This window comes from Streptomyces sp. NPDC048411 (assembly GCF_040704695.1).
In the GTDB taxonomy this organism is placed as follows: domain Bacteria; phylum Actinomycetota; class Actinomycetes; order Streptomycetales; family Streptomycetaceae; genus Streptomyces.
Map to the genome: position 1 here is coordinate 1 of NZ_JBEZKL010000124.1, position 21509 is coordinate 21509.

General features: G+C 63.8%; 15 protein-coding genes and 1 pseudogene. 6 read left to right on the forward strand and 10 right to left on the reverse strand.

From position 1 onward, the window contains the following. The 4 genes from AB0915_RS30865 to AB0915_RS30880 form a co-directional block, all read left to right on the forward strand. A partial coding sequence (locus tag AB0915_RS30865; protein ID WP_366694235.1) for an integrase core domain-containing protein occupies nucleotides 1-164 on the forward strand: 164 nt, incomplete at its 5' end. A 246-nt stretch (nucleotides 165-410) separates the two neighbouring features. Further along, the gene (locus tag AB0915_RS30870; RefSeq protein ID WP_366694222.1) at nucleotides 411-2519 is read left to right on the forward strand and encodes a hypothetical protein; all 2109 of its coding nucleotides are present in this window, start codon (nucleotides 411-413) and stop codon (nucleotides 2517-2519) included. Next, nucleotides 2516-3481 carry a hypothetical protein gene (locus tag AB0915_RS30875; RefSeq protein WP_366694223.1) on the forward strand — a complete coding sequence of 322 codons (966 nt, stop codon included), beginning with the start codon at nucleotides 2516-2518 and terminating at the stop codon, nucleotides 3479-3481. Before AB0915_RS30870 ends, AB0915_RS30875 begins: the two co-directional genes overlap by 4 nt. A 14-nt stretch (nucleotides 3482-3495) precedes the next feature. Beyond that, nucleotides 3496-9018 (forward strand): DEAD/DEAH box helicase, encoded by a 5523-nt coding sequence (locus AB0915_RS30880; protein ID WP_366694224.1) that lies wholly within the window; start codon nucleotides 3496-3498, stop codon nucleotides 9016-9018. A 57-nt stretch (nucleotides 9019-9075) separates the two neighbouring features. Here AB0915_RS30880 and AB0915_RS30885 read toward each other — a convergent pair whose 3' ends face one another. After that, nucleotides 9076-9285 (reverse strand): DUF397 domain-containing protein, encoded by a 210-nt coding sequence (locus tag AB0915_RS30885; RefSeq protein WP_366694225.1) that lies wholly within the window; start codon nucleotides 9283-9285, stop codon nucleotides 9076-9078. Beyond that, nucleotides 9266-10132: a helix-turn-helix transcriptional regulator gene (locus AB0915_RS30890; RefSeq protein WP_366694236.1), complete on the reverse strand. Its 867-nt coding sequence runs from the start codon at nucleotides 10130-10132 to the stop codon at nucleotides 9266-9268. The genes AB0915_RS30885 and AB0915_RS30890 overlap by 20 nt, the downstream gene beginning before the upstream one ends. A gap of 210 nt (nucleotides 10133-10342) precedes the next feature. Here AB0915_RS30890 and AB0915_RS30895 point away from each other — a divergent pair, with 210 nt between their 5' ends. Continuing rightward, complete coding sequence (locus AB0915_RS30895; RefSeq protein ID WP_366694226.1) at nucleotides 10343-10978, forward strand: ATP-binding protein; 636 nt, start codon at nucleotides 10343-10345, stop codon at nucleotides 10976-10978. Nucleotides 10979-11003: 25 nt separating this feature from the next. Here the strand turns inward: AB0915_RS30895 and AB0915_RS30900 are convergent, their stop codons facing one another. Next, nucleotides 11004-11747: an HNH endonuclease gene (locus AB0915_RS30900; RefSeq protein ID WP_366694227.1), complete on the reverse strand. Its 744-nt coding sequence runs from the start codon at nucleotides 11745-11747 to the stop codon at nucleotides 11004-11006. 158 nt (nucleotides 11748-11905) lie between these two features. Between AB0915_RS30900 and dcm the strand changes: the two genes are divergently transcribed. Further along, on the forward strand, nucleotides 11906-13093 hold the full coding sequence (gene dcm / locus AB0915_RS30905; RefSeq protein WP_366694228.1) for a DNA (cytosine-5-)-methyltransferase: 1188 nt from the start codon (nucleotides 11906-11908) through the stop codon (nucleotides 13091-13093). On the opposite strand, the gene AB0915_RS30910 is transcribed toward dcm, so the two are convergent. The 7 genes and pseudogenes from AB0915_RS30910 to AB0915_RS30940 form a co-directional block, all read right to left on the reverse strand. Further along, nucleotides 13028-13483, reverse strand: coding sequence for a very short patch repair endonuclease (locus tag AB0915_RS30910; protein ID WP_366694229.1), 456 nt, complete (start codon nucleotides 13481-13483; stop codon nucleotides 13028-13030). The genes dcm and AB0915_RS30910 overlap by 66 nt on opposite strands. After that, complete coding sequence (locus tag AB0915_RS30915; RefSeq protein WP_366694230.1) at nucleotides 13476-14111, reverse strand: hypothetical protein; 636 nt, start codon at nucleotides 14109-14111, stop codon at nucleotides 13476-13478. Before AB0915_RS30915 ends, AB0915_RS30910 begins: the two co-directional genes overlap by 8 nt. Beyond that, on the reverse strand, nucleotides 14108-15526 hold the full coding sequence (locus tag AB0915_RS30920) for a PIN-like domain-containing protein (protein ID WP_366694231.1): 1419 nt from the start codon (nucleotides 15524-15526) through the stop codon (nucleotides 14108-14110). The genes AB0915_RS30915 and AB0915_RS30920 overlap by 4 nt, the downstream gene beginning before the upstream one ends. Before the next feature lie 77 nt (nucleotides 15527-15603). Beyond that, on the reverse strand, nucleotides 15604-16587 hold the full coding sequence (locus tag AB0915_RS30925; protein WP_366694232.1) for a NaeI family type II restriction endonuclease: 984 nt from the start codon (nucleotides 16585-16587) through the stop codon (nucleotides 15604-15606). Nucleotides 16588-16663: 76 nt separating this feature from the next. Further along, nucleotides 16664-19591, reverse strand: coding sequence for a Z1 domain-containing protein (locus tag AB0915_RS30930; RefSeq protein ID WP_366694233.1), 2928 nt, complete (start codon nucleotides 19589-19591; stop codon nucleotides 16664-16666). A 55-nt stretch (nucleotides 19592-19646) separates the two neighbouring features. Next, entirely contained in the window at nucleotides 19647-21176 is a 1530-nt protein-coding gene (locus AB0915_RS30935) for an ATP-binding protein (RefSeq protein ID WP_366694234.1), read from the reverse strand. A 139-nt stretch (nucleotides 21177-21315) separates the two neighbouring features. Next, a pseudogene (locus AB0915_RS30940) lies at nucleotides 21316-21399 on the reverse strand (IS5/IS1182 family transposase); the annotation flags it as partial. Nucleotides 21400-21509 lie beyond the last annotated feature (110 nt).

Here is a 21509-nt window from a genome sequence, read left to right on the forward strand (position 1 = left end):
TCCTCGACGAATGGGCCTACGCACAGCCCTACCGGAGCGAAGCCGAGCGACGCGAGGCATACCCCGCCTGGCTGCACACCTACAATCACCACCGCAGACACACCGCGCTCAAGGGCCAACCACCCGCAAGCCGCGTCCCTAACCTCACGGGTCAGTACGCCTAGAGGGTGGTTAGGGGCTGAGGCTTGGCTGCTGGGACTCAGCCGTCGTAGGGCGTTGACTGACAGTACATCATCCAAATAACCACATTCGCCCGATCGGGTATCCAGAGGGGAACATATGGCAGATGATGACCGTGTGCACCTATGGGTAGCCTCGGCGGGCTTCGGTCAGAATCTGCCGTGCGCCCGGGGAACGCAACTCCGTCCGAATCGTATGTGATTGTCAGGCAGTAAGTGAGAGTGTCTGAAGTGACACAGGAATCGGCGTATGACCAGTGGCAACGTGTGCTGGAACGCAACTTCTTCGGGCCTCAGATGGCTGGTCGTGCCACGGTGTTCTACGTGGATGCTGGCGCCGAGAGAACGCTCCGGCAAGCGAACGGCCTACTGGTAGGGCTCTCCGCCGCAGTCAGCGAGCAGTTGCACTGGGACCGGCCGGCCGAGATGTTCGGCTGGCTCTCGATGCGGTGCCGACAGTGGGCGTACGGAGATCAGCGTCACGCGCCACCGAGCCTGCCTATGCTGGCCGTGAGCGTGCTGGCAGCCTCCAAGATGGCATCCGAGGGCGACATCTCGTCCTCCAACTACTACCAGCGTCTGGCCGAAGTGTTCGGGGTGGGCGACTTTGCGCGGGCCAATCTGCGGTCCCATTTCCAGCCAGTAGCGAGTATGTGGCGGGACCTCGACGCCTGGCTGGAGTCGCAAGGCGGCAAGCATGGATACAGCACAATCTCTGCGGACAGCCGCTTCACCCGGATCGGCTATTCGATTTCCCAGGCTCTATTGCGGGAGCAGGACCGGCGGATCCTTACCGCCTTCTTCGCGGCGACAGATGTAACGCCTGGGCACCCCGAGGAGTACCCGGGCCCAGAGATCGTCAGGCGTCTCCGACTATGGACTTCTTCGAACCCTAACGGGCTCTCCGCTCCGTTGCTGAACGTGCTGCACGGTAGAGGCCGCGAAGCAGATGAGAAGCGCGCCATCGTGTCTAACTTGCTGGAGCTTCTCGTCGAGCACTGGGATGGCACGCTTTACGAGTCGAGGCAGCAGGCCCGCGCCGCATCCGCGCTCCGGCTGTTACTGACACGGCGAGGGCGAGGGCTGAAATGGATTGCCGAGGAAGCTCGGGGTATAGCAGGGGCCACGGTGCGGCACGATCCTTCGGGAGAATCCTACGAGGTAGCGAATCCCTATGGCGGCCTCTACGAAGGGCTGAGAGAGCTTGAAGTATCCGCTCGCCAGCTGATAGACGGGCTGGTACTCGAAGGTGATGACCTTTACTTGACCTGGACGCCTAAGCCGTTCGTCTTCTTCAGGGAGGATGAGTACAGTGGGGATTTCCTCAGCGTAGGCACATTCAGCCCGGGCGAACCCCATCACATAATGGTTCCGAACCATGCTCTTAGCAGCATTCGATCTGTTCTGCAGAAAATTGCTGATGGCAGTCGGCTCGCAGAGAGCAATGCGCCTCTGCCTGGCTGGACCCTGTTGAAGAACGTTGACCTCTCTGCCGAGGTGTCGCCGGCAAACCTGCTCAATGGGAACGCGGAGTACGCGGAGCACTTCATCCCATCGACGCGTCGCGGAATCCGGTTCGCAGGAGGACTTCGGATTGGCAGGGATCTCGGACAACACCACTATCTCCAGGGCGGGGTCCCTGACTGGCTGCTGCCACGTGACCTCGCCCAGGGTGAAGTGACCCTTCGGGTCACGCTGACAGACGGAGAAGGCCGCCCCTCTCCTCCTCATGATTTTCCTCTGAAACAGGTGCTCAGACCCTTCCCGGCGCGGCGACTGCCCTTCTCTGACGGTACATATCACTTGAGGACGCTGGATACGGGGCAGGCAACGTTCACTGTCTCGTCCGCGTTGTGTGAAGGCCAGGCGCCCGGTACTGGAAGCCTCGGGCACCATTGTGGTGTCTACGCGAAACCTGAGGCGACGAGAGCGAGCTCCGAGATACCCGCGATCCGGGGCGCAAAGGCACCTGAACGCACGGTGGTGCCAGAGTCGATGACCTTCTTGCGGCAGGTGCAGGAGATTGTGCTCCTTGGCGCGAAGGGCGAGCTGCTCGCGCTAGATCTACCGGACATTCCGGATTGGGCAAAGCGTCTGCCGGACGAGGCCTTCGGCTACCGCGCCGAGGTGCCCATTCCCGAGGGATTTGTCTGGGCGGTCCAGCGCTCTGCGCGCCGGACGACCGCGAAGAGCCTGCAGCACGGTGGCGAGCAGATACCCGCACCGGAACCTGGCACAGAGGACACGAAGTGGGCGGAGACAGTACTGGCCGTTGACACATATGGAACCGGACCGGCATGGCACGCCTATATCGACGCTGCGAGGAAGGTGCTGCGGTGACACAGCCGAATGCCGATGTTGGAGGGCTGCTGCTGCGCTGGGCCAGCGAGTTGGGAGCGGGAAGACTGACTGACCTGAAGCGTGGCGCTACATGGTTGGCCCGAAGCGAGAACCTGCCTGTCTCGCACGGTGCGGCGGGCCGGTGGATCAGGGACTGCCAGTCGCTTGGGCATCTCGATGTGGACTGGCAGTCCGGCTTCTGGAGCGCCGCTCCCGGCGTACTCACACGGCTGCCGTCAGCCGACGGACTTGCCGCGTTGGTGGGAAGCCGCACGGCCAGGTTCGAGGAGAGGGTTGCTCAGGCGGAAGCGGAGGACATTGCGCTGATCCGGGTGCCCAGTTCACTCCCTGAGACCGATATTCCGGTGCCGGACACCTGGCTGCTGCAGTACGAAAACTCAAGGGAGCTTGTCAGTACGGCTGCTGGAATGGGAGTCGTGCACTCTGACTGTTTCGCCATTCAGGCCGCTCGCTGGCTTCCCCCGCTTGAGCCTGGACCGCTTGCGGCACCTCCGGCATCCGGCACCGCAGTCGAGATGTACGACTTGGGGCTGGAGCGGCCGACGTTCGTGCCCGCGTACCACTGGGAACGAGAGGGGCTCTATCGCTTCAGGCGTGCCGACCGCAGCCTGGTGTGCCAGATCCTCAGAGAGGGTTCCTGGTACGCGGTATCCCAGGAGCGCGGGGCCTACCTCGAGCTGGACCGGCAGGGGATTGGGCCCCGAAAGAACCTTCGTTGGTTCCAGGAGGCAGGGAGAGGCCGGGAGCGCGTCGGCCGACTTATTGTCGACTGGGGTAAACCGCTCCCGGACCTTCAGCGGCGCATCGCCGTGATGTGCACTGCGCTGCCGCCTGAATTTGGCCGGAACTATGGCACGGTCAACTACTGCAATGTTCCTCGGGCTGTCGCCGAATGCATTGCCAGATCGCTTAATCAAGAGCTCGGCGACAGAGAAGACTGAGGAAGGTTGTGCAGGTGCTCGGGGACGATAACTCTCTCGATATCAACGAGTCGTTCGAGAAGCTGCGGGAGGCGCTATTCCGCTACTACGACACTCCATTCGGGCTGGCGAACCAGAAGCTTATGGAGGAGCGTCGGGCGCTCCTTGACGAAGACGGCGGAGCCTGGCGCAGGCCGCTGATCGAGGTCCGTCCACAGTACAGGACATCGGGAATGGACATTGCTGGGTCGGTAGCTGCGGCGGGGGCACCTAGCGAGCTGGCTGAGCTGATCAGCGCCGGGCTTATGGAAGGCATCGAAAAGATGCACTCCCATCAGCACCAGGCTCTCGTGGCCGCGGTTCGGGACGGCAAGGATGTCGTCATCACTGCCGGGACGGGTTCTGGCAAGACGGAAGCGTTCATGGCACCAGTCCTGGCCGAGCTTGTACGGGAGTCGGAAGCATGGGTAGGCGGGACGCCGGCGAGCCTAGGCAAATGGTGGTCTGGTCAGGACGGCTCGCACGTTCCGCAGCGACGTGGTGAGACGGGACACAGGGCGGCAGTGCGCGCCATGGTCCTTTACCCCATGAATGCGCTGGTCGATGACCAGATGATGCGCCTGCGTAAGGCGCTCGACAGCGACGCGGCACGCCGCTGGTCCGACAAGTACCGCAATGGTCATCGCTTCTATTTCGGCCGGTACACAGGGGCCACCCCTGTTACGGGGGAACGCAGCAATAGGCAAGCGGTGAAGAAGCTCCGCACTCTGCTGCAGGAGACCGAGAAGCGGTCAGACCGCGCCAGGCAGATCGCAGGCGAAGGTGACGAACAGTATTTTGTCCCCCGTGTCGATGGCGCTGAGATGCGGTCGCGATGGGACATGATCGATGCCCCGCCGGACATCATGATCACTAACTACTCGATGCTGAACATCATGCTTCAGAGGCCCGAAGAGGATGCGATCTTTGAGCAGACCAGGAAGTGGCTGGAGGATGATCCTGCGGCGAAGTTCACGCTGATTATCGACGAGCTGCACATGTACCGCGGCACGGCCGGTACGGAGGTCGCCTACCTCCTGCGCAATCTGCGCAGTCGGCTGCGGCTTGATCAGCGGCCGGAGCAGTTCAGAGTCCTCGCAGCTTCGGCGTCACTGGACCCGCGGCGGGACGGTGAATTCCTGGAGGAATTCTTCGGTATCCCGCAGGACCGCTTCGAGTTGCTGGGAGGTGAGCTGGATCTCCCAATGGCCGAGAATGCTGATATCTCCATGCATGCGGAAGCTCTGAGCAGAGTCGGGGATTCTCCTACCGCGGTCGACTCATCACAGGTACTCAGTGAGACGGGAGCACACCGGGCTCTCGTAACGGCTCTTCATGACCGCGGGAACCTCATCGCGCGGCTTGACAGCGATGCGGCTGGGCTTCTCTTCCCAGACGTGGATGAGAAGTCCAGGACAGCCCCGTTCCGTGGTTTGATGACGGCTCTGCGGACCGCAGATGAAAGGCTGACAGGCCCGCTCCCCAAGCTCCGCGGGCACCTCTTCTTCCGCAACATTCCAGGGATCTGGGCGTGCTCAGACCCGGACTGCTCTGGCGTAGAGCGGACGGAGGGCGACGACAGGACAGTGGGCAAGCTCTTCGCGCGACCGACCTCCCGGTGCAGCAGCTGCACCGCCCGCGTTCTTGAGCTCCTCTACTGCCAGAACTGCGGCGACGTCATGCTGGGTGGTTACGCCCCGACTTCGGCAATCACTGCCAGGAGCTTTAACGGCGGGCTGCTGCCTGACCTTCCCGACCTGGAGGCGCAAGCTGAGGGCACATCACTCGGCGCAAGTGCAGCGAACTACATCGTGTACTGGCCGCGCACGCAGGAGCCCCTGATCGATGCGACGGGCTTCGCCTGGACGAGGTCGTCGGATAACGGGACACAGAGTGCCGAGTTCAAGTTCAAGCGCAGCAAGTTCAGCCCCCGGACAGGATATCTGGAAAACGTTCGCGACCGGAGTGAAGCGACTGGCTGGTCATTCCATACTGCGGTTCCTCAGAAGAAGAAGGCCCTCAGCCTCGAGCAGCTGCCCGCAGCTCCGACACAATGCCCAGCCTGCGGCGATGACTGGGAAACGCCAAGGATCAAGGCCAATGCGCTGAGCCTGCGCGACAGACGCCGGATGAGGACGCCCGTGCGGTCTATGCGTACTGGTTTCGAGAAGGTCAACCAGGTACTCACGACCAGCGTGCTGTCTGCGCTGGACAAGAAGAAGGCGGTCGTCTTCTCCGACAGTCGCCAGGATGCTGCCAAGATTGCTGCCGGCCTCAGCCTCCGCCACTACCAGGACCTCCTCAGGCTTCTGCTTGCTAAGCAAGTGAGCGGGCAGGGCAACCCCGCTGCCGACGCGGCGCTTGTGCGCAGGTACTTCAAGCGCGAGGGGCCGGTCGATATGGAGCTGGCAGCCGAGGCGCTCGCTCGAATGCGGTCGTGCGACAAAGCTGCCGTGGTGGAGCTCAGTGAGATCTGGAGGGCAGACCCCATCTACGGCCCACCGGATCCGGTCCGCGAAGCGGAACTCCTCGCCCATCTGGGTAAGTTCCCCAGCCTGAAGGCTCACTCCGCCGACATAGAGGAGGCTCTCCTTGCGCTAGGTGTGAACCCAGGAGGCCCCAAGGAGAGCCTGGGGCGGGTGGCATGGCAAAAAGGCGCGCCTGACCTGGCTTGGGCGTCCCTCTACGACTGGAGCAGGGAGCCAGTCGTACCCCGGTTGGGCCTTGAGGAGCGACAGGATGTTCTCCTGAAGAGCATCCAGGAGTCGCTGCGCGGAGAGATGCTGAGCGGTCTCTTCGGCAGCGCCGGCCGGGACTTCGAGTCACTGGGGCTTGGCTGGCTGAGCCTCGCGTCGGACACCTCACCGATTGACGCCGATCCCGGGTCAGATACCGCGCTAGTGCGGGCCAGCTTGCGGGTACTCGGTCATCTGCGGCGCTTCCAGGAACTGCGCTCCGGCCTGACTGAACCACCTGCTCCCCTGCGGTCTTTCTGGAGCTCGGTGGCCGCGCACACAGGCCAGGATCCTGACGACGTACGAAACCGGGCCGAGAGAGCCTGGGGCGACGCCGTGCTTAACTACTGCATCAACCCGGAGAAGGTCAGCCTCCGTCCCGCAGGCGCGCATATGTGGGTCTGCGCGAAGTGCAAGCGCAGGCACCTGCACCGGGGGTCTGGTGTCTGTACCAAGCCCAAGTGCGGGCGTCAGCTGCCTGTCGAACCCGCGCCAGTGATCCAGGCAGACGACGACTATTACGCCTGGCAGGCAGCTGAGGGGAAGGGCCACTTCCGTCTACATTGCGCGGAGCTGACCGGTCAGACGGACCGTCTCGATGCTCAGGCGCGGCAGGCACGCTTCCAGGACATCTTCCTTGAGGGAACAGAGATCAAGGGACCCGACAGCGTCGACGTTCTCTCCGTCACAACAACTATGGAGGCAGGGGTAGACATCGGCTCGCTGGCCGTCGTGCTCATGGCCAACATGCCCCCAACCCGGTTTAACTACCAACAGCGCGTGGGCCGGGCGGGTCGTCGTAACGCGCCTGTGGCGCTGGCACTGACAGTGTGCCGGGGCCGTAGCCACGATGAGCACTACTTCCAGGCGCCCGAGCGGATTACCAACGACGAGACACCCAGGCCGTATCTCTCGACGGATATGCGCGATATCTATCAGCGCGTCCTTGCCGCGGAAGTCCTCCGCCGGGCCTTCAAAGCGGCTGGCGGCGCCGCACTCGACGGGGAGGAGCTTGACCCCACTCGTAATGTGCACGGGCAGTTCGGAACGGTTACTGACTGGAAGCGTGTACGGCAGCCCATCAGCGGATGGATTGACCGGAGCCGCGAGGAGATCGCCGGAGTCGCCGCCGCGCTTGCTGCACACACACAGGATCCTGAACAGGCGGAGCAGGCGGTCCGCTGGGTCCTGAGCAGCCTTATCGGCGTGATCGACGATGTCGCCGCCGCTCCCCATGGTCATGGAGATCTCAGCCAGCGGCTGGCCGAAGAGGGTCTGCTGCCCATGTTTGGCTTCCCGACTAGCGTCCGATACCTCTACACACGCAAGCCGGGCAGTGCCTATCCCTGGCCGCCTGCTGGCGTAGTTGACCGCGGACTGCCCATCGCCGTCTCGCAGTTCGCACCCGGTGCGGAGACGGTAAAGGATGGAGCGGTCTACACGGCAGTTGGCGTCGCCAACTACCGGCCGGCGGGTTTCGAAGCCCAGGCAGTCCGGGATCCGCTGGGTCCCGCTCGGAATATTGGGATCTGCCGGGCATGCTCGCACGTGGAAGAAGGAGTCACCCCGACGGAGAGCGACGAGCCACTGCTCTGCCCCGCCTGCACTTGTGGCGGCGGTATGTACACGCACGTCGAACTCCGGGAACCCGAAGGTTTCTTCGCACCTTCCAAGGCTCCGTACAAGCGTGACTTTGACGGTAACTTCTCCTGGCGGGCCCGTTCGCTCTCACCCCGGACTGGATCAAACCTGGAGACCGAAGCGCGGGAGCGCGCGGTAGGCCCAGCGAGTATTGCCGTGCACGCTGGCAAGGGCCGTAGGTACGCGGTGAACGACAATGGGGGCAACCTCTTCAAGTTCGCCCCTGTGCTCTCCACCAACGTGTGGTCCGGCGGTTTCGCTGAACTCAGCGCGATCGAGCAGTCGCCACTGATCAAGGTGCAGGCGGACCAGACGGTTAGTGTCGCACTCGGCGCTACGCAGCGGACTGACCTGTTTCTTTTCGGCCCGCGCGAGCCTGTCATTCGCGACCTCGGATACCGGCTGGATTTGTCACCCGTACCGCAGGCCACTGGATTCCCTGACGACCGCACGGGCCGCAAAGCAGCGTGGTACTCCTTGGCCGCCCTGTTGCGTAAGTCTGCCGGGGCGCTGCTCGATATCCAGCCCGGGGAGATTGCCGCAGGGATCCATGGCGCTGTGACGAGGGATGTCGGAGCCAGAGTGTTCGCTTTCCTCTCTGACACGCTCGACAATGGCGCCGGATACTGCACCCACCTGGCAGAGCCTGATGTCTTTGACGAGTTGATGCAGGCCACGCAGATGCTGCTCACCGAGTTCCGGGCTGGTCGGCACGGAGCAGAATGCCGGGGCTCTTGCTACGAGTGTCTGCGTGATTACACGAACATGGCTTACCACCCGCTCCTGGACTGGCGGCTGGCTGCCGATCTGCTGGAGGTTATGCAGGGCCGAAAGCTGGACGTGGACCGCGAGAACGCACGCACTCTGCTGAGCAACTGGTCTGCGGATACAGAGGACGCAGGGCCCGTGATGGAACTCGACAGTCACCCCGTGGTGATCTTCGATGAGACTGTCGTGGTCGCGGTGAAGAGCCCCTTCGAGATGGTGGGGAAGGCACTGGAGAGCGAACGGATCACCAAGGTCGGTGATGACATCGCACAGCAGGGATGGGACGTGGGGTCGGTCGTCTTCGTCGACGACTTCCTGCTGGAGCGTGTGCCGTCCCGGGTCACTGTGTTGCTGGATCGGTTCGCGGCCCAGTAGCCATGGAGCGGAGACCCCTGCTGCAACGTCCGTTGCAGCAGGGATTCGCCCGTCGGCTCAGCTGAACTGTCCGTTTTGCACAGCGCCTATGAAGCTGGTCCAGGTCTCCGAGCGCACTTGGAGACGACGTTCGTGAGGCCGCTTGCTGTCGCGTACGGCCGTGTGGCCTGTGGTGAAGGCCGCCTCTACGCACTCGGTCTCATTGGCTCCGCTGTACGACGACTTGAACCAGGCGGAGTCCGCGATCTCAATGACTGTTCTTGGCATCTCTCAGGCCCTCCTTGGCGCGGCTGATCAGCTTCCGTGATGCATCGATGTCCAACGCTTGTGCGCGCAGATATTCGAACGCAAGTCGATAGCGATCCAATTCCGCCTCCTTCTCCATGAAGACGGAGCCGACGTGGAGGTCGACGTAGACAACATCCAGAGATGGCTCAGGGCCACCCAGGATGATGAAGCTGCCGAGAGCAGCACCGTGGGCACCCCGCGAGAACGGAAGAACCTGCAGTGTGACGTTCTCCGACTCGCTGGCCGCGAGCAGGTGGCTGAGCTGTTCGTCCATGATCTCGGGGGAGCCCATCACCCGGCGGACGACGGATTCATCGAGGACTGCCCAGAGGTGCGGAGCCTTGGGGCGGGCGAGAATTTCCTGACGCCGCATGCGGATGTCCACAAGGCGTTCGATCTCCTCGGGTGAGCGGCGCATCTCGTTGGCCTGCTGGAGCGCCGTGGTGTAGCGACGTGTCTGAAGCAGGCCAGGCACGTACACGCACGAGAAGTGGTCCTCACGTACGGCCTCGTCTTCGAGGGTGAGCATCAGGTTCATCGTCTCGGGGATGTGATCAGCGAAGGAGCTCCACCAGCCCTGCTGCTTTGCTTCCTTGGCCAGAGCAACAATTGCCGTGCGTTCGGCATCACTTGCTCCGTACTCGCGGCAGAGAGCATCGATCACCAGCCACTTGACTGGCCCCTCGGTCGCCTCGTACCTGCTGACAGTCGCCTTGGATACGCCGACGAGATGGCCGGCTTCCTCCAGGGTCATTCCTGTGCGGGCGCGCAGCTTGCGCATTGTTGCGCCGAGGTGGCGTCGGCGGGTGGTGGCCCTCGCTGACATGTGGATCCCTTCCAGTGGCGCCGGAAGCTGGCTGCCGCGGCCCAACGAGGCTAGATCGCCGTCGAGTTGCTGCACTACCAGATTCACTCGATAGAGAGTCTTGAGAAGTTACACAGTGGAACGTCTCGATGTCATACTCGCATCCAGGCGCTACGCAGTGCAGTCGTATGGATACGGCGGACTCGGCGTGGCCGAGGAGGGAGTACCGACATGACAAGTCGCAGCAACGCTCAGACTCCGCACCAATATGTGCTTCCGTTCAAGGCGTCCCCTGAGGCCATACGCGGACTCCGGCGAGCCGTGCGGGCGGAGCTGCGCCCCTGGGGGCTGGCCAGCCTTGCGAGTGAGGCTGAACTCGTAGTGACCGAACTCGCGACGAACGTGGTCAAGCACGTAGGTGTGGGAAGTGCTGCAGCCCTCGTCCTCGAGTTTCGCGCCGATGTGGTCCGTGTAGAGGTCCATGACGCGAGTTACCAGGTGCCGTCCCTTGCTGAGGTCGGATGCACCTCGGAGTGCGGTCGCGGTCTTCACCTGCTGGCTGCAATGGCGCGTGACTGGGGTACTCGTGTTACCGCGTCGGGGAAGGCGGTCTGGTGTGATTTGCTTCGCTCTGAGGATGCTGAGTGTGTACGAGTCCGGCGCGCCAGCCTGGTTCTCAGTGGGTACCGGGAGCTGACCGGGGCGGCCGGTGTGCCGCTCCTCAGCCATCCGCAGGCGCAAGAAGAGGGAGTGGCCACATTGATTGTGGATCTACTCCACTGGCTGGGCGCCCAGGGCTGTGACCCCGATGACGTCCTTGACCGCGCGCAGCAGCGTTACGAAGCCGATCTGGAGGCTGTCGCGTGATGTCCCAGGTTGGGGCGGTGTCTGGTCAGGAGCCGGGCCTGGGCTGGGCAATTTCGGCCCGCAGGGCTGCGGGAGTGCGCCATGATGCGCCGCCGTGGCTCCTGTGGCACATGCGGTGGCAATTGGCACACAGGAAAGCTAGATCTTCCACCCTGGTCTCACGCGGCCCGGAGATGTGGAGAGGGAGTACGTGGTGCACCTCTATGTAGTCCCCGCCGAGGGCGCCATACACCTCACGGAAGCGGAAGTGACACACCTCGCACTGGATGGGCAGACCGAGCCGGACAGCCTCGGCGATCTTCTGCCTCCGGAGTGCAGGGTTGCGTTCGCGGAAGAGCGCCCAGCGGGCAAGAAGCCGACCCTCCAATGCGGTGGTGCCGTCGTCGCTAACCTCGTCAGGTTGTGCGGGGATCTCCGCGAGATCACCCGAACCGATACCTGCCTCGATGGCGCGGGCTGCCGCCATCATCTCCGCCTCGTGTGTGGTGAAAGCCTCAGCGACGAGTCTGGTGAGGTGCCCGCCTCGGGTTGCGGGCCCGGTGTACCCGGGGCGGCTCGTGATCAAGTCAGCGCTCTTGCGGCTCACGCTCGTAGCCGAACGGAACTCGGGAAGTTCGTGCGCGGCACCCCCGTGGAGGGGGAGGGAGCGCAGCAGATCGGCGAGTTCCCCTGTGACCTGCTGGTACGCCCGCAGCTGCCGCCAGTCGTTGCCGACGACACGCGAGCAGATCAGCAGCAACTCATCCCAGGTCCAAGCAGGGCTACGCATACGCAATATCGTATGGGCGTTCGCGGTGTCACGAGTGGCGTTCTGGGCATCAGGCGCCGTGCCGCACAATTGGGCGAAGCGTTGTCAGTGGGGTCTGTCACCCTCTGTGAGGGCGGATTGCAAAGAGTGTCCGCCGTGCGAGTTTGTAAGGAGGGTGCATGACCAGCACTGAACGGAAGTTCACTTCGGTGGAGATCTGTGCAGGGGCCGGCGGCCAGGCCGTGGGGCTGCACGACGCTTTGTTCAGGCACCTGGTGCTGATCGAGGTGGACGCCAACGCCTGCGCCACTCTGAGGGCAAATGTCGAGGGCAACACGGAGTGGGGCGGCTGTGAGGTTGTCGAGGCCGACCTCACCAAGCTTGACCTCGATGAACTGAAGGCCACGCTGAGAGCGCATCTCGGTCTGTCAGGTGACGAAGAGGTGGCCGGCAAGCTTGATCTCCTGGCTGGCGGTGTCCCCTGTCCGCCGTTCTCCCACGCTGGGAAGCAGCTCGGGCAGGACGACGAACGAGACTTGTTCCCCACCATGCTGAAGATGATCGACGCGCTGCGGCCCAATGCGGTGATGATCGAAAATGTGCGCGGCCTGCTTGACCAGAAATTCGAGATCTATCGCGAACAGATCTTGAGGGACCTTGAGAAAATGGGCTACCGCAAGTGCTTCTGGAAGGTCCTTGAGGCGAAGAACTATGGCGTTCCTCAGCTGCGCCCCCGCGCCATTCTGGTGGCGATGACGGAGAAATTTGCCAAGCACTTCACATGGCTGGATCCAGAGGAGGGCCCCGTCAAAACAGTTGCTGAGGCCCTTGAAGTATCGATGCAGGCTCGATTCGACGCGGTTAACGACCCTCGGGCGGACGCCGCTTTCAAGCGTTGGTATGCCGATGCATCCAAGGATGTGGCTCCGACAGTAGTCGGCGGCTCAAAGAAGCATGGCGGTGCCGACCTCGGGCCGACGCGGGCCAAGAAGGCCTGGCGTGATCTAGGGGTCTGCGGACTGGGTGTAGCGAACGACCCGGAAGAGATGAAGGACAAAGAGCGTGACCTCTTCGCGTCGGCGGGCCCCAAGCTCACGGTGAGGCAGGCGGCGATCATTCAGGGCTTCCCGGAGACGTGGAAGTTCGTCGGGAAGAAGACCGCGGCCTACCGGCAGGTGGGTAACGCTTTTCCACCTCCCGTCGCTCAGGCTGTAGGCGAGCGGATCATTGCTGCGCTTGAGGCGGGAACCAACGCAGTTGCGGGTGGCCGGGGTGATGCGTCCCTCACAGTCCCGGGCCCGTCAGCTCCTGCTCGGGCGGAGCTCGGTGACCGTCGCGGCGATCTTGAGGGCGCAGGCGTCAGGTGATTCGTGCTCCCAGAAGCGGAGCACTGTCCAGCCTGCCTCGATGAGGCGCTGGTCAGTGTCCCGGTCGCGCACCATGTTGCGGGCGACTTTGTCTGACCAGTAACCAGAGTTCGTCTTCGGGGGCACGTAATGCTCAGGGCAGCCGTGCCAGTAGCAGCCGTCGATGAAGACAGCCAACTTCGCCGGACGGAAGACAATGTCTGCCGTCCGGCGAAGTCCGGGCAGCGGCTTTGCCGCTACCCGGTACCGCAAACCCTGGGCGTGCAGAAGTCTCCGGACCAGCAGCTCTGGCTTGGTGTCCCTACTTCGGATCGCCTGCATGTTGCGGCGCCGCGCGGCCGATGAGGCCCAGGAGTTCTCCGGGGGTTCCCAGCTGCTGTCGCTAACCATTTTCAGGGATGCCCGCGTTCTTGAGAATGCGTTGTTTCTCGTCCTTAGTGAGCGACTTTACTCGTCGCACGTTATTTCTCACGATAGCTGGAATCATGTCGAAATCCAGCACGAGTGAGCGGAGCTCGTAAACGCTGATCTCCTCAGTCTCATACCAGTCCAGGTCAAATCCGAGCTCCCGGAGTTCGCGTGCCCTCCGCTCCGTATGCACATGGTCCCCGGTTACGATACGCAGCATCGCAGCGGGGACCGCTTGCGTGAGATTCTCCTGAAGTAGAGAGAAGAGACCTTCGTGAGTCCTTCCGGTATACGGAGTGCTGAGGAGACGTGCGGGGACTGTGTCCTGGTAGCGGGAGCGCATTTCCTGCCGGATCTTCGCGTGCAGTGCTCTGAACTGCTGGTTCTCGGCAGGGAGATGCCTGAGCATTCGAGACTGTACGGCACGCGCGGCGATGTCCTTGGCGTACGTATATGCCTCGAACAGCGACTGGGGGTCTTTATGATCCACGATCTCCGAAAGTAGGTTCCTCAGGGCGTGCTCAGCGTCCGGTCTCAGCCGCTGCCACTCTTCCTCTGGAGGATGCTGGCTGTTCATAGAGTCACTTCCGATTTCCGATGAGGGCGTCATGAAGGGGCTTCCTGATCCGTCATCTCGAAGGCCAATTGCTGGGCAGCGAGCCCCTGCAAGATTTTTCTGTCGCGACGAGAAGAATCGTTAACCGTCTGGGCGAACCATGGAGCGATCCACGATGAGCTCCGGTAGGGCCATTCACCGAGGTGGAGACGGAGTCCTGGAACCCAGCCCGGATCAGGCTGCGCCGTCGAGCGAGTCGCCGGTACGACCAAGACCTCCGGTTCGTCATCGAAGCGGTGACGCCGCTCCAACTGCGCGGTAGCACCGATCAGCCACCAGAGGAACGGCAGGCGGTAAGCCGGATTGCTGATGCCGTCCAGCAGGGACTCTTCCAGGCCGGCCGCGTTGAAGGCCGCTGCAACAAGATCAGATGGGGGTTGCGTACTGGCGGCGTCCCGTTCTGTGATCACTTCCTCGACGGGGTTCACAGCGGCGCGGTCGATCTCTGCGTAGGTCGCCTCTGCGATTTCCGCATGAAGGAAGCGGTTAACACCGCGGTAGAAGTCTCCCGGGGTCTCCATGCGCAGCGCAGCTCCCGCACGCAGCCTCAACTCGTTGGCCAGAGAAGGCCAGGGGCGCGAGGTATTACGGCCTTCGCCCGGTGGCTGATACCAGTCTTCCTTCGTGTCGTTAGAGACGAAGAGCAGATGCGAGTGATCTGCCGAGCCTGCCATATGGGCGATGGTCTCTTCCCAGAGCAGGAAGTCACCGGACGACGAAAGGGCCGTCTCTTTCCCCGCATCTTTGAAGCCGGGAGGGATGAGGTTGGGGAACCTGTACGACGAGGCCTCCTCGACACGCTGCCGAGTCACTTCCGGGGTCGGCGGCTCCGCGATCTGGTTGCCGAACAAGGCAGCAACCTGAGACAGCACGGTGTCACCCTCGCTCCCAGGCGAGATGGAAATGTCGTACTCCGAAAGCCTGGTCACCTGGCTTTCGAGTGTCTGGCTCCAGCCGCTGAGCAGCTCTTCAATGGCTTTATTCGAGATCTGCACGTCAAGTTCGCTGCTCGCCTCAGTGTCCTGCGCGTACTTGATCAACATTTTCTGGGTGTGTGCCCGCGCTTCCTTGATCGCCGTCTTAGCGTCTCCGAGTTTGTTCTTAAGGATCCGACGAGCTTCTTCCAGGGCCTTTTTCCTGCCGATGATGATGCGATGGCGGTTCTGGACGAACTCCAGCCCGACCTGGTGCGGGAGCCACAGCCGCGACTGCACGTTCCGAAGGGCTTCCAGCACTTGCTGGCGTGCGGCGGGGGTGTACTCGTACAGGCTGAGCAGGACGTTCGTGTCCAGGACGACGATTCCGTCCGTGAAGAAATGAGCCCGGTCTGGATCATTCTCAGACGGGCCCTTCTGGATCCAGTCCCGGTACTGTCTGATCAACGGGAACTCGCCCTCGAGGCCGACCACTACTCAACTCCTCGTCCTCGTACGGGCGCTGAAGGCGATGATCTCGTCTTCAAGCGCAGCGGTGCTACCGGGCTGACTTAGACGTTGTACGTCTTAGCCCTGCTCTCCTGGGCCTCTGGCAGTTGCGGCGCCGTATCCACAGGGTCACCAGGCTGGGCCACGACCCAGAACTCCCCGTCGATCTCGGCCTGCGGGCGACCAGTGTGTTCAGGCCGGGCGCGAACGACGCGGTGCGCGACGAATTCCCCTTCCTCCGGCACTGGGCCACCGAGAGCCCTGGCCACCGCTTGGTGGGGTTGGTAGTCGCCCAGGATGATGATGCCCTCAGGGCGAAGTGCCGGGCGTGCGCGCCCCTTGCTCCCCTCACGTACGCGTGCCATGTAGTCGAGCTGCTGAGCGGCAGTGCGCACCACGCCGCGGCCAATCCGTTTGCCGTGGATGGAACGGAACAGCTCGCGGACACGGGCCTGTCCCTTCTTCTTGCCTGGAATCAGGATGCGCTCCCGAGTTGCCGGGTCAAGGTGAAGCAGGACGTTCTCCGGGAGTATCGCGTCCTTCCAGAGCCAGGTGATCTTGTTCCGGTGCTCTGCCTTGACGGTGAACTTCATGTCCCGGTTGGTTCCGCCGTTGAGCCATCGCCGCTCGATGCGAAGGAGGCCGGCGCTCCAGCGGCTCTGGTAGTCATCTGCCCAGACGAGCAGGCACAGGTGGCCTTCTGCCTCAGGTGGAATCATCCACGAGCCGAACTTCTGCGAATACTTGCAGTCAACGTCGACGCCCTCTATGCGGTAATCCATGTCGACCCCGTCGCCGAACTCAAACTCGCGCTGCAGGTTGATCTCAACCAGTGTTCCGGCGTGAGTCTTCTCGGTCTTGAAGAGGGTGGCCCAGTCGTACCGGCCTGTGGCTTCACCGTTGAGCAGCTGGTCGATGGTGTCACGCAGCACGCGAGCGAAACGGGCCCCGTCGGGATCACGCTTCATCAGGTACTGGTGAACCAGCATCAGTTCTGGATCATCGCAGACGCCGGACACAGGCCCCGGAGGTTCAAACAGAGTCACTCTGGCACTCTTTCGCGTGAAGCAGTGGGATTGTGATTCACCTGTCCTGACTCCCAGAGCCCAGCCCGGGTTCCCGTCAGGAAGAAGTTGCCGTCACAAAGATGTCGTTGGCGTGCCGGGAGTCCTTGGCCTGGAACCGGAGAAGGCGCTTCGACGAACCGATCGCGGATGCTGGCGGAATGAGAGTGAAGGCCATGATGACCCTCGACGGATCTGCCGCACCGTGGGGCGCGGCGGCGCGCGTCTCCGCGTCACTCTGGCCTTCCACGACCGGGTAGAGCAGTGCAACCCCGGTATTTGAGCCGACAGAAAGTCCCGGAATGCCGGTTCCGTCTACCAGGCGCAGTGCTGCGGCCCGGTGCTCGACGCTCGCGATGCGGCCGAACGCCGTTTTCCCAGCTTGCCGACTACGGCGGACGAGCGAGAAGGGCGAGGAGCCAAGGATGGTTGCCTCAATCCGGGCTGCGCGCGACAGCTGCGGAGCGATGACCAGCCAGTTGTCCACCTTGGCTAGCCTGCCATCGAGCTGCGAGAGGTATGTCAAGTGTGGCCGGAAGAGGTCTGGCCGCTCCCATTCAAGCCCGGTCAGCACTCCCATGAGCTTCGAGTGAGGCACGCTGGCGGTGAGCGCGGAGAAGCTTCGAGCGAGCGAACTCGTGCTGTCCGGCGGGTTGGTGAGGGTGATGGGGACCTTACCGAAGGAATTGAGAAGCGGCCGCCAGCGTTCGGTGTTGCGGCCGATTGCCGCAGCGTCCATGGGGTATGAGGCGGGTTCGATCGGCTGCCCCGGTGACCGGATCTCCACCAGCTCCGCGTTGAACATCTTGTTGCGGGCGGACGGCTTGATCCAGGGCAGGTGCTGGGACACCAGCGGCGGGATCTGAGCAGGGGTCACCTGTGGTTTGCCGTCGACCAGTTCCGCATAGTGCGACAGCTGGGATCGGAAGGTTTCCTCATCGCGGCAGATGGCCTCGAAGGCCTCGTACAGGTCGACCGTCTTCGACTTGCCCAGGGGCTCCTCGCGGCCGATGTAGAGGCGGACCAGGTCGCGGTAGCCGGGGCGGAAGCCGAACCAGCGGCCCATCTGCATCAGGGTGTCGGCCTGCTGGGTGGTGCGGCGGTAGTACGTTACCGTCAGGCCCTCGACCGTGAAGCCGCGGGAGAGTTTGGTTCCGCCCACCAGGATCTTCCACACGCGGGGCGTGCGGGCGAAGTCGAGGTCGGGCTGGGCGTAGTCGCGCTCGGTGTCGCCGTTGACGACGATCACTGGACCGCCGCCGGAGTTGATGAGCCGGCGTGCTTCGAAGACGTACCGCTTCAGCTCCTCGTACGAGGCGGGCGTGGGCAGTTCGTCGTCGACGAAGCGCTGGAAGTCTTCGGCCAGAAGGGCCGCGAGGCGTGCGTGGCCTTCTTGGCCGGTGTATGCCGCCTGGTGCCACATGGAGTTGATGCGCAGCGCGAGGGCGGCGTGCTCGGCCATCCGTACGGACTCGTGGACCAGCATCGTGTGGTGGCGGAACGGCCCGTCGGGGACGCCGTGGTCCTCGCGGTACAGCTTCAGCGCGCCCGTGAGGACGAACGCGTCCATGGCTTCCTGGAGGCGGTCGCCGGTGTCGTCGTAGATGCCGCGTACGTGTGTCTCCTCGGCCGTGCCCTCCGTCTCCAGGTCGTGGAAGTCCTGGACGCCCATGTACTCGGTCGGGCGCGGCAGCGAGATCAGGAAGTCGCGCGGGAAGATGTCCTCCCCGTCTCCCGGGTCAACGAAGACATTGGCGAACGGGGTCGCCGTGTAGCCGACGTACTGGGCTCGCGGGAGGAGGCCGAGCAGTTGGGAGATCTGGCCGTTGATGGCCGTACGGGCGACCTTGCCGTCCTCCCACTTCTTCGGGTCCGTGGTGTTGACCGACGCCTGGTCGGACTCGTCGTCGATGATCAGCGCGGGGATCTCGGAGAGGATCGGGCCGATCTTCTTCAGGTCCTTGATGAGCTTGGCCAGCACGGACTTGTTTTTCTTGACGACCATCACGCGCGCGGCCGTGTGGTGCAGGTTGGCCGGGGCGTACAGCGGCTGGGTTCGGGCCTGCTTCTCGAATTCGAGGGCGCGGATGCCGTTCAGCAGGCTCTTGTAGTCGTCGTCGCGGGTGGTGAGGCGCTCGATGTCGAAGGCGCCCAGGGCGGAGGGGCGTCCGCCGTGGCTGACGAACTTCTCAGGCCAGTCCTCGTCGTGCTGGTAGTCGATGCCGATCAGGGCGTCAGGGTCGGACGGGTCGGCGCCGCGCATGATGTTCTCCCGGCCGATCAGCTCCATGTCGAGGCGGCGTTGGGTCTGGCCGCGGAGGAGGTTCAGCGTGCCGCCGAGGACGATGACCAGGCGGTAGCCCGCGTCGATGGCCTTGGCTGTGACTGCGGTGAAGTTGGCGGTCTTGCCGGACTGGACGTAGCCCACGACCAGGCCCCGGGCGCCGTACGCCTCGGTGCGGGTGGGGTCGGAGAGACGTTCCACCACGGCGTGGCTAGCCTCGTCGAGGCTGGAGACCGCGGCGTCCGACCAGCTCGGCTTGCGACGCAGGAGTTGCTCGTAGGAGTTCCAGTAGAAGGAGCGGGCGGCCGCGATGTCACGCGAGTACCACGACGTGAACTCCTTGCTGATGACGGTGGGGCCTGGCTCCTTGAACACCGGGACCGCCTCGTCGAGCGCCTTGCGCAGGTCGGCGCCGAAGCCGAGGCGGTTGTACGTGTCAGTGCGGCGGGCGTCCGTGCGGGGCGGGGTGGTGGACCAGTCGGCCTGTTCCACTAGGTCCCAGGCGGTCAGGGTGCGGTGCCAGAGCGCAGTGAGTTCGTCGCCGGGGCCGGCGGCGACGATCCGGTCCCGGAAGTGGCCGAGGGCGGTGTCGGCTGGCTCCTCCGCGTCGGAGAGCGTGAAGACGAACTTGGCGAACGGCCGGGGACCGCGCCGCATCGCGGCCAGGACGTCGCCGTGCAGGTTGAACAGATGGTCGGTCATGGCGGGAGCGGCTTCCTCGTACGGGGGGCGGGGTGGGGGAGGGGGTTTCGGTGGTTCAGCGCGCGAGTTCGCAGCGCGCCGCCGTCACCAGGACGCTGTTCCACAGCGCCACGTTGTCGGTGTGGACGGCCCGCACCCGTTCCTTCTGGAAGATCTCGTTGACCATGAGGTAGAGCATGCTCTTGACGACCGGAGCGTCGTTCAGACCGCCGCGGCGGCCTCCGTTGAAGGCCAGCCGGTACTCCTTGTTGAGCCTGACCTCCCGCTCCTCCCGGTCGAGTTCGAAGAAGACCTCCGACGGCAGCGTGTCCCAGCGGAAGGTGATCGGGTCCTCGCCGTCCAGTTCCGGCAGTTCGTCCCGCAGGGCCCGCTTCAGTTTCGGGTCGAGGCCCTTGCCGGCCGGGATGACGGCCTTGCGGGTCGGTTCGGTGGAGCGGCGGGCAGCCTCCCGGTACGTCGTCTCGGCTTCCTGGAGGTACGCGGCGAACGTGTAGCCCTTGTCGTCGGTGGCCTGTTCGAGACCGCGGGCGAAGGCGGGCGTGACCGTCACGCCGTCCTTCTTCACCGTGAGGCTGAAGACGTCGTTCGGTTCGGTCGGCAGGTCCACGGCGATCCGGGCCAGGGCGAGGTGGCCCTCGGCGCTGCGGGTGCTGTTCCAGCCGCCCGCCTGGACGAGCCGGTCGTTGCGGTAGATGTAGAAGCCCTGGCGTTCGGCGAGCGGACCGATGCCGCGGAAGCTGACCAGCGGCGACTTCGGCGGCCAGACGTGCGCGGTCAGCGCGAGTTCGCCGACGCCCTCGATCGGTGCGGTGTACGTACGGGGGTAGCCGGCCCGGCCCGGCACCCGGTAGCCGAACGGGTCGAGCGGCTCCACGCCGCGGTGGTCGAGCTCCTCCTTGGTCCGCACGTCCTCGACGACGATGTCGACGTTGAAGCCCTCGCGGGCCAGGAAGCGGTGCAGATAGAGGCCGAGGTGGGTCTCCAGCTTCTCGATCGCGTCATTGAGGAACCGGTCGGCCTGACCGGTCGTCACCGTGTCGAAGGCCCGGACGTGGTCCCAGCGGACGATCGTGCCGTGCCACTCGACGATTCCGTCGTAGCGGTCGACGAGGTCCTGGCAGTAGCGGGGATCGACGACGTCGCACGTGAAGTCGGCCTGGGCGCGGGCTGTCAGCCAGCGGCGGCCGGTGGACGGGCTGCGCTTGGTCCGGCTGATGACGGTGAGCGAATCGGCGTGCGAGAGCGATGCGGCCTTGAGACCCGCCCCGAAGTGGCCGAGTGCGCTCTTGGCGTACCCCTCGCGGCCGCCGACCGTCATCGCGGTGTCCAGCGCCTCGTCGTTCATGCCGCATCCGTCGTCGATGACGAGCAGGCTGACGAGGCGGTCCTCGTCCCGGAGAAAGCTGATGACGACGTTTCGGGCGCCCGCGTCGATGGAGTTGTCGACCAGGTCGGCTATGGCCGCCTCGAAGCCGTAACCCTGGTGCGTCAGCGACTCGACATAACGGGCGGCGGGCGGAAGCCGCTTGCTGCCAGTCGTCGGGATCTCGTACTGCCAGTCGCTGGAAGGCTGATAGGGCGTCATGAAGGCTTCCTCGCGCGCACAGAGCTGAGACCTGCGTGGGGGAGGTACGGCCCTGAGATCAGTGGATTGAATGTGATGATATTGCAAAGGTGTGGCCTTGAGGGAGTCTTCCCGGAGGCGGATCCGTGGCGTCGAACAATGGGCGCCGAAGGCCCTTGCGTATCGGGTCCGCGCGCTCGCTCCGCAGCGCGGTGATCAGCTTGGCGAACTGACGTGGGCTCAGCCCAGTGAACGGTGCTAGGGCCTGTTCCGGGTTGAGATCTAGATTTTCGGTTTTCTGCCCCGTGTCACCTTCCGTGCTGGTAGAAGGCTGGTGTGACGCGGTCTGAAGTG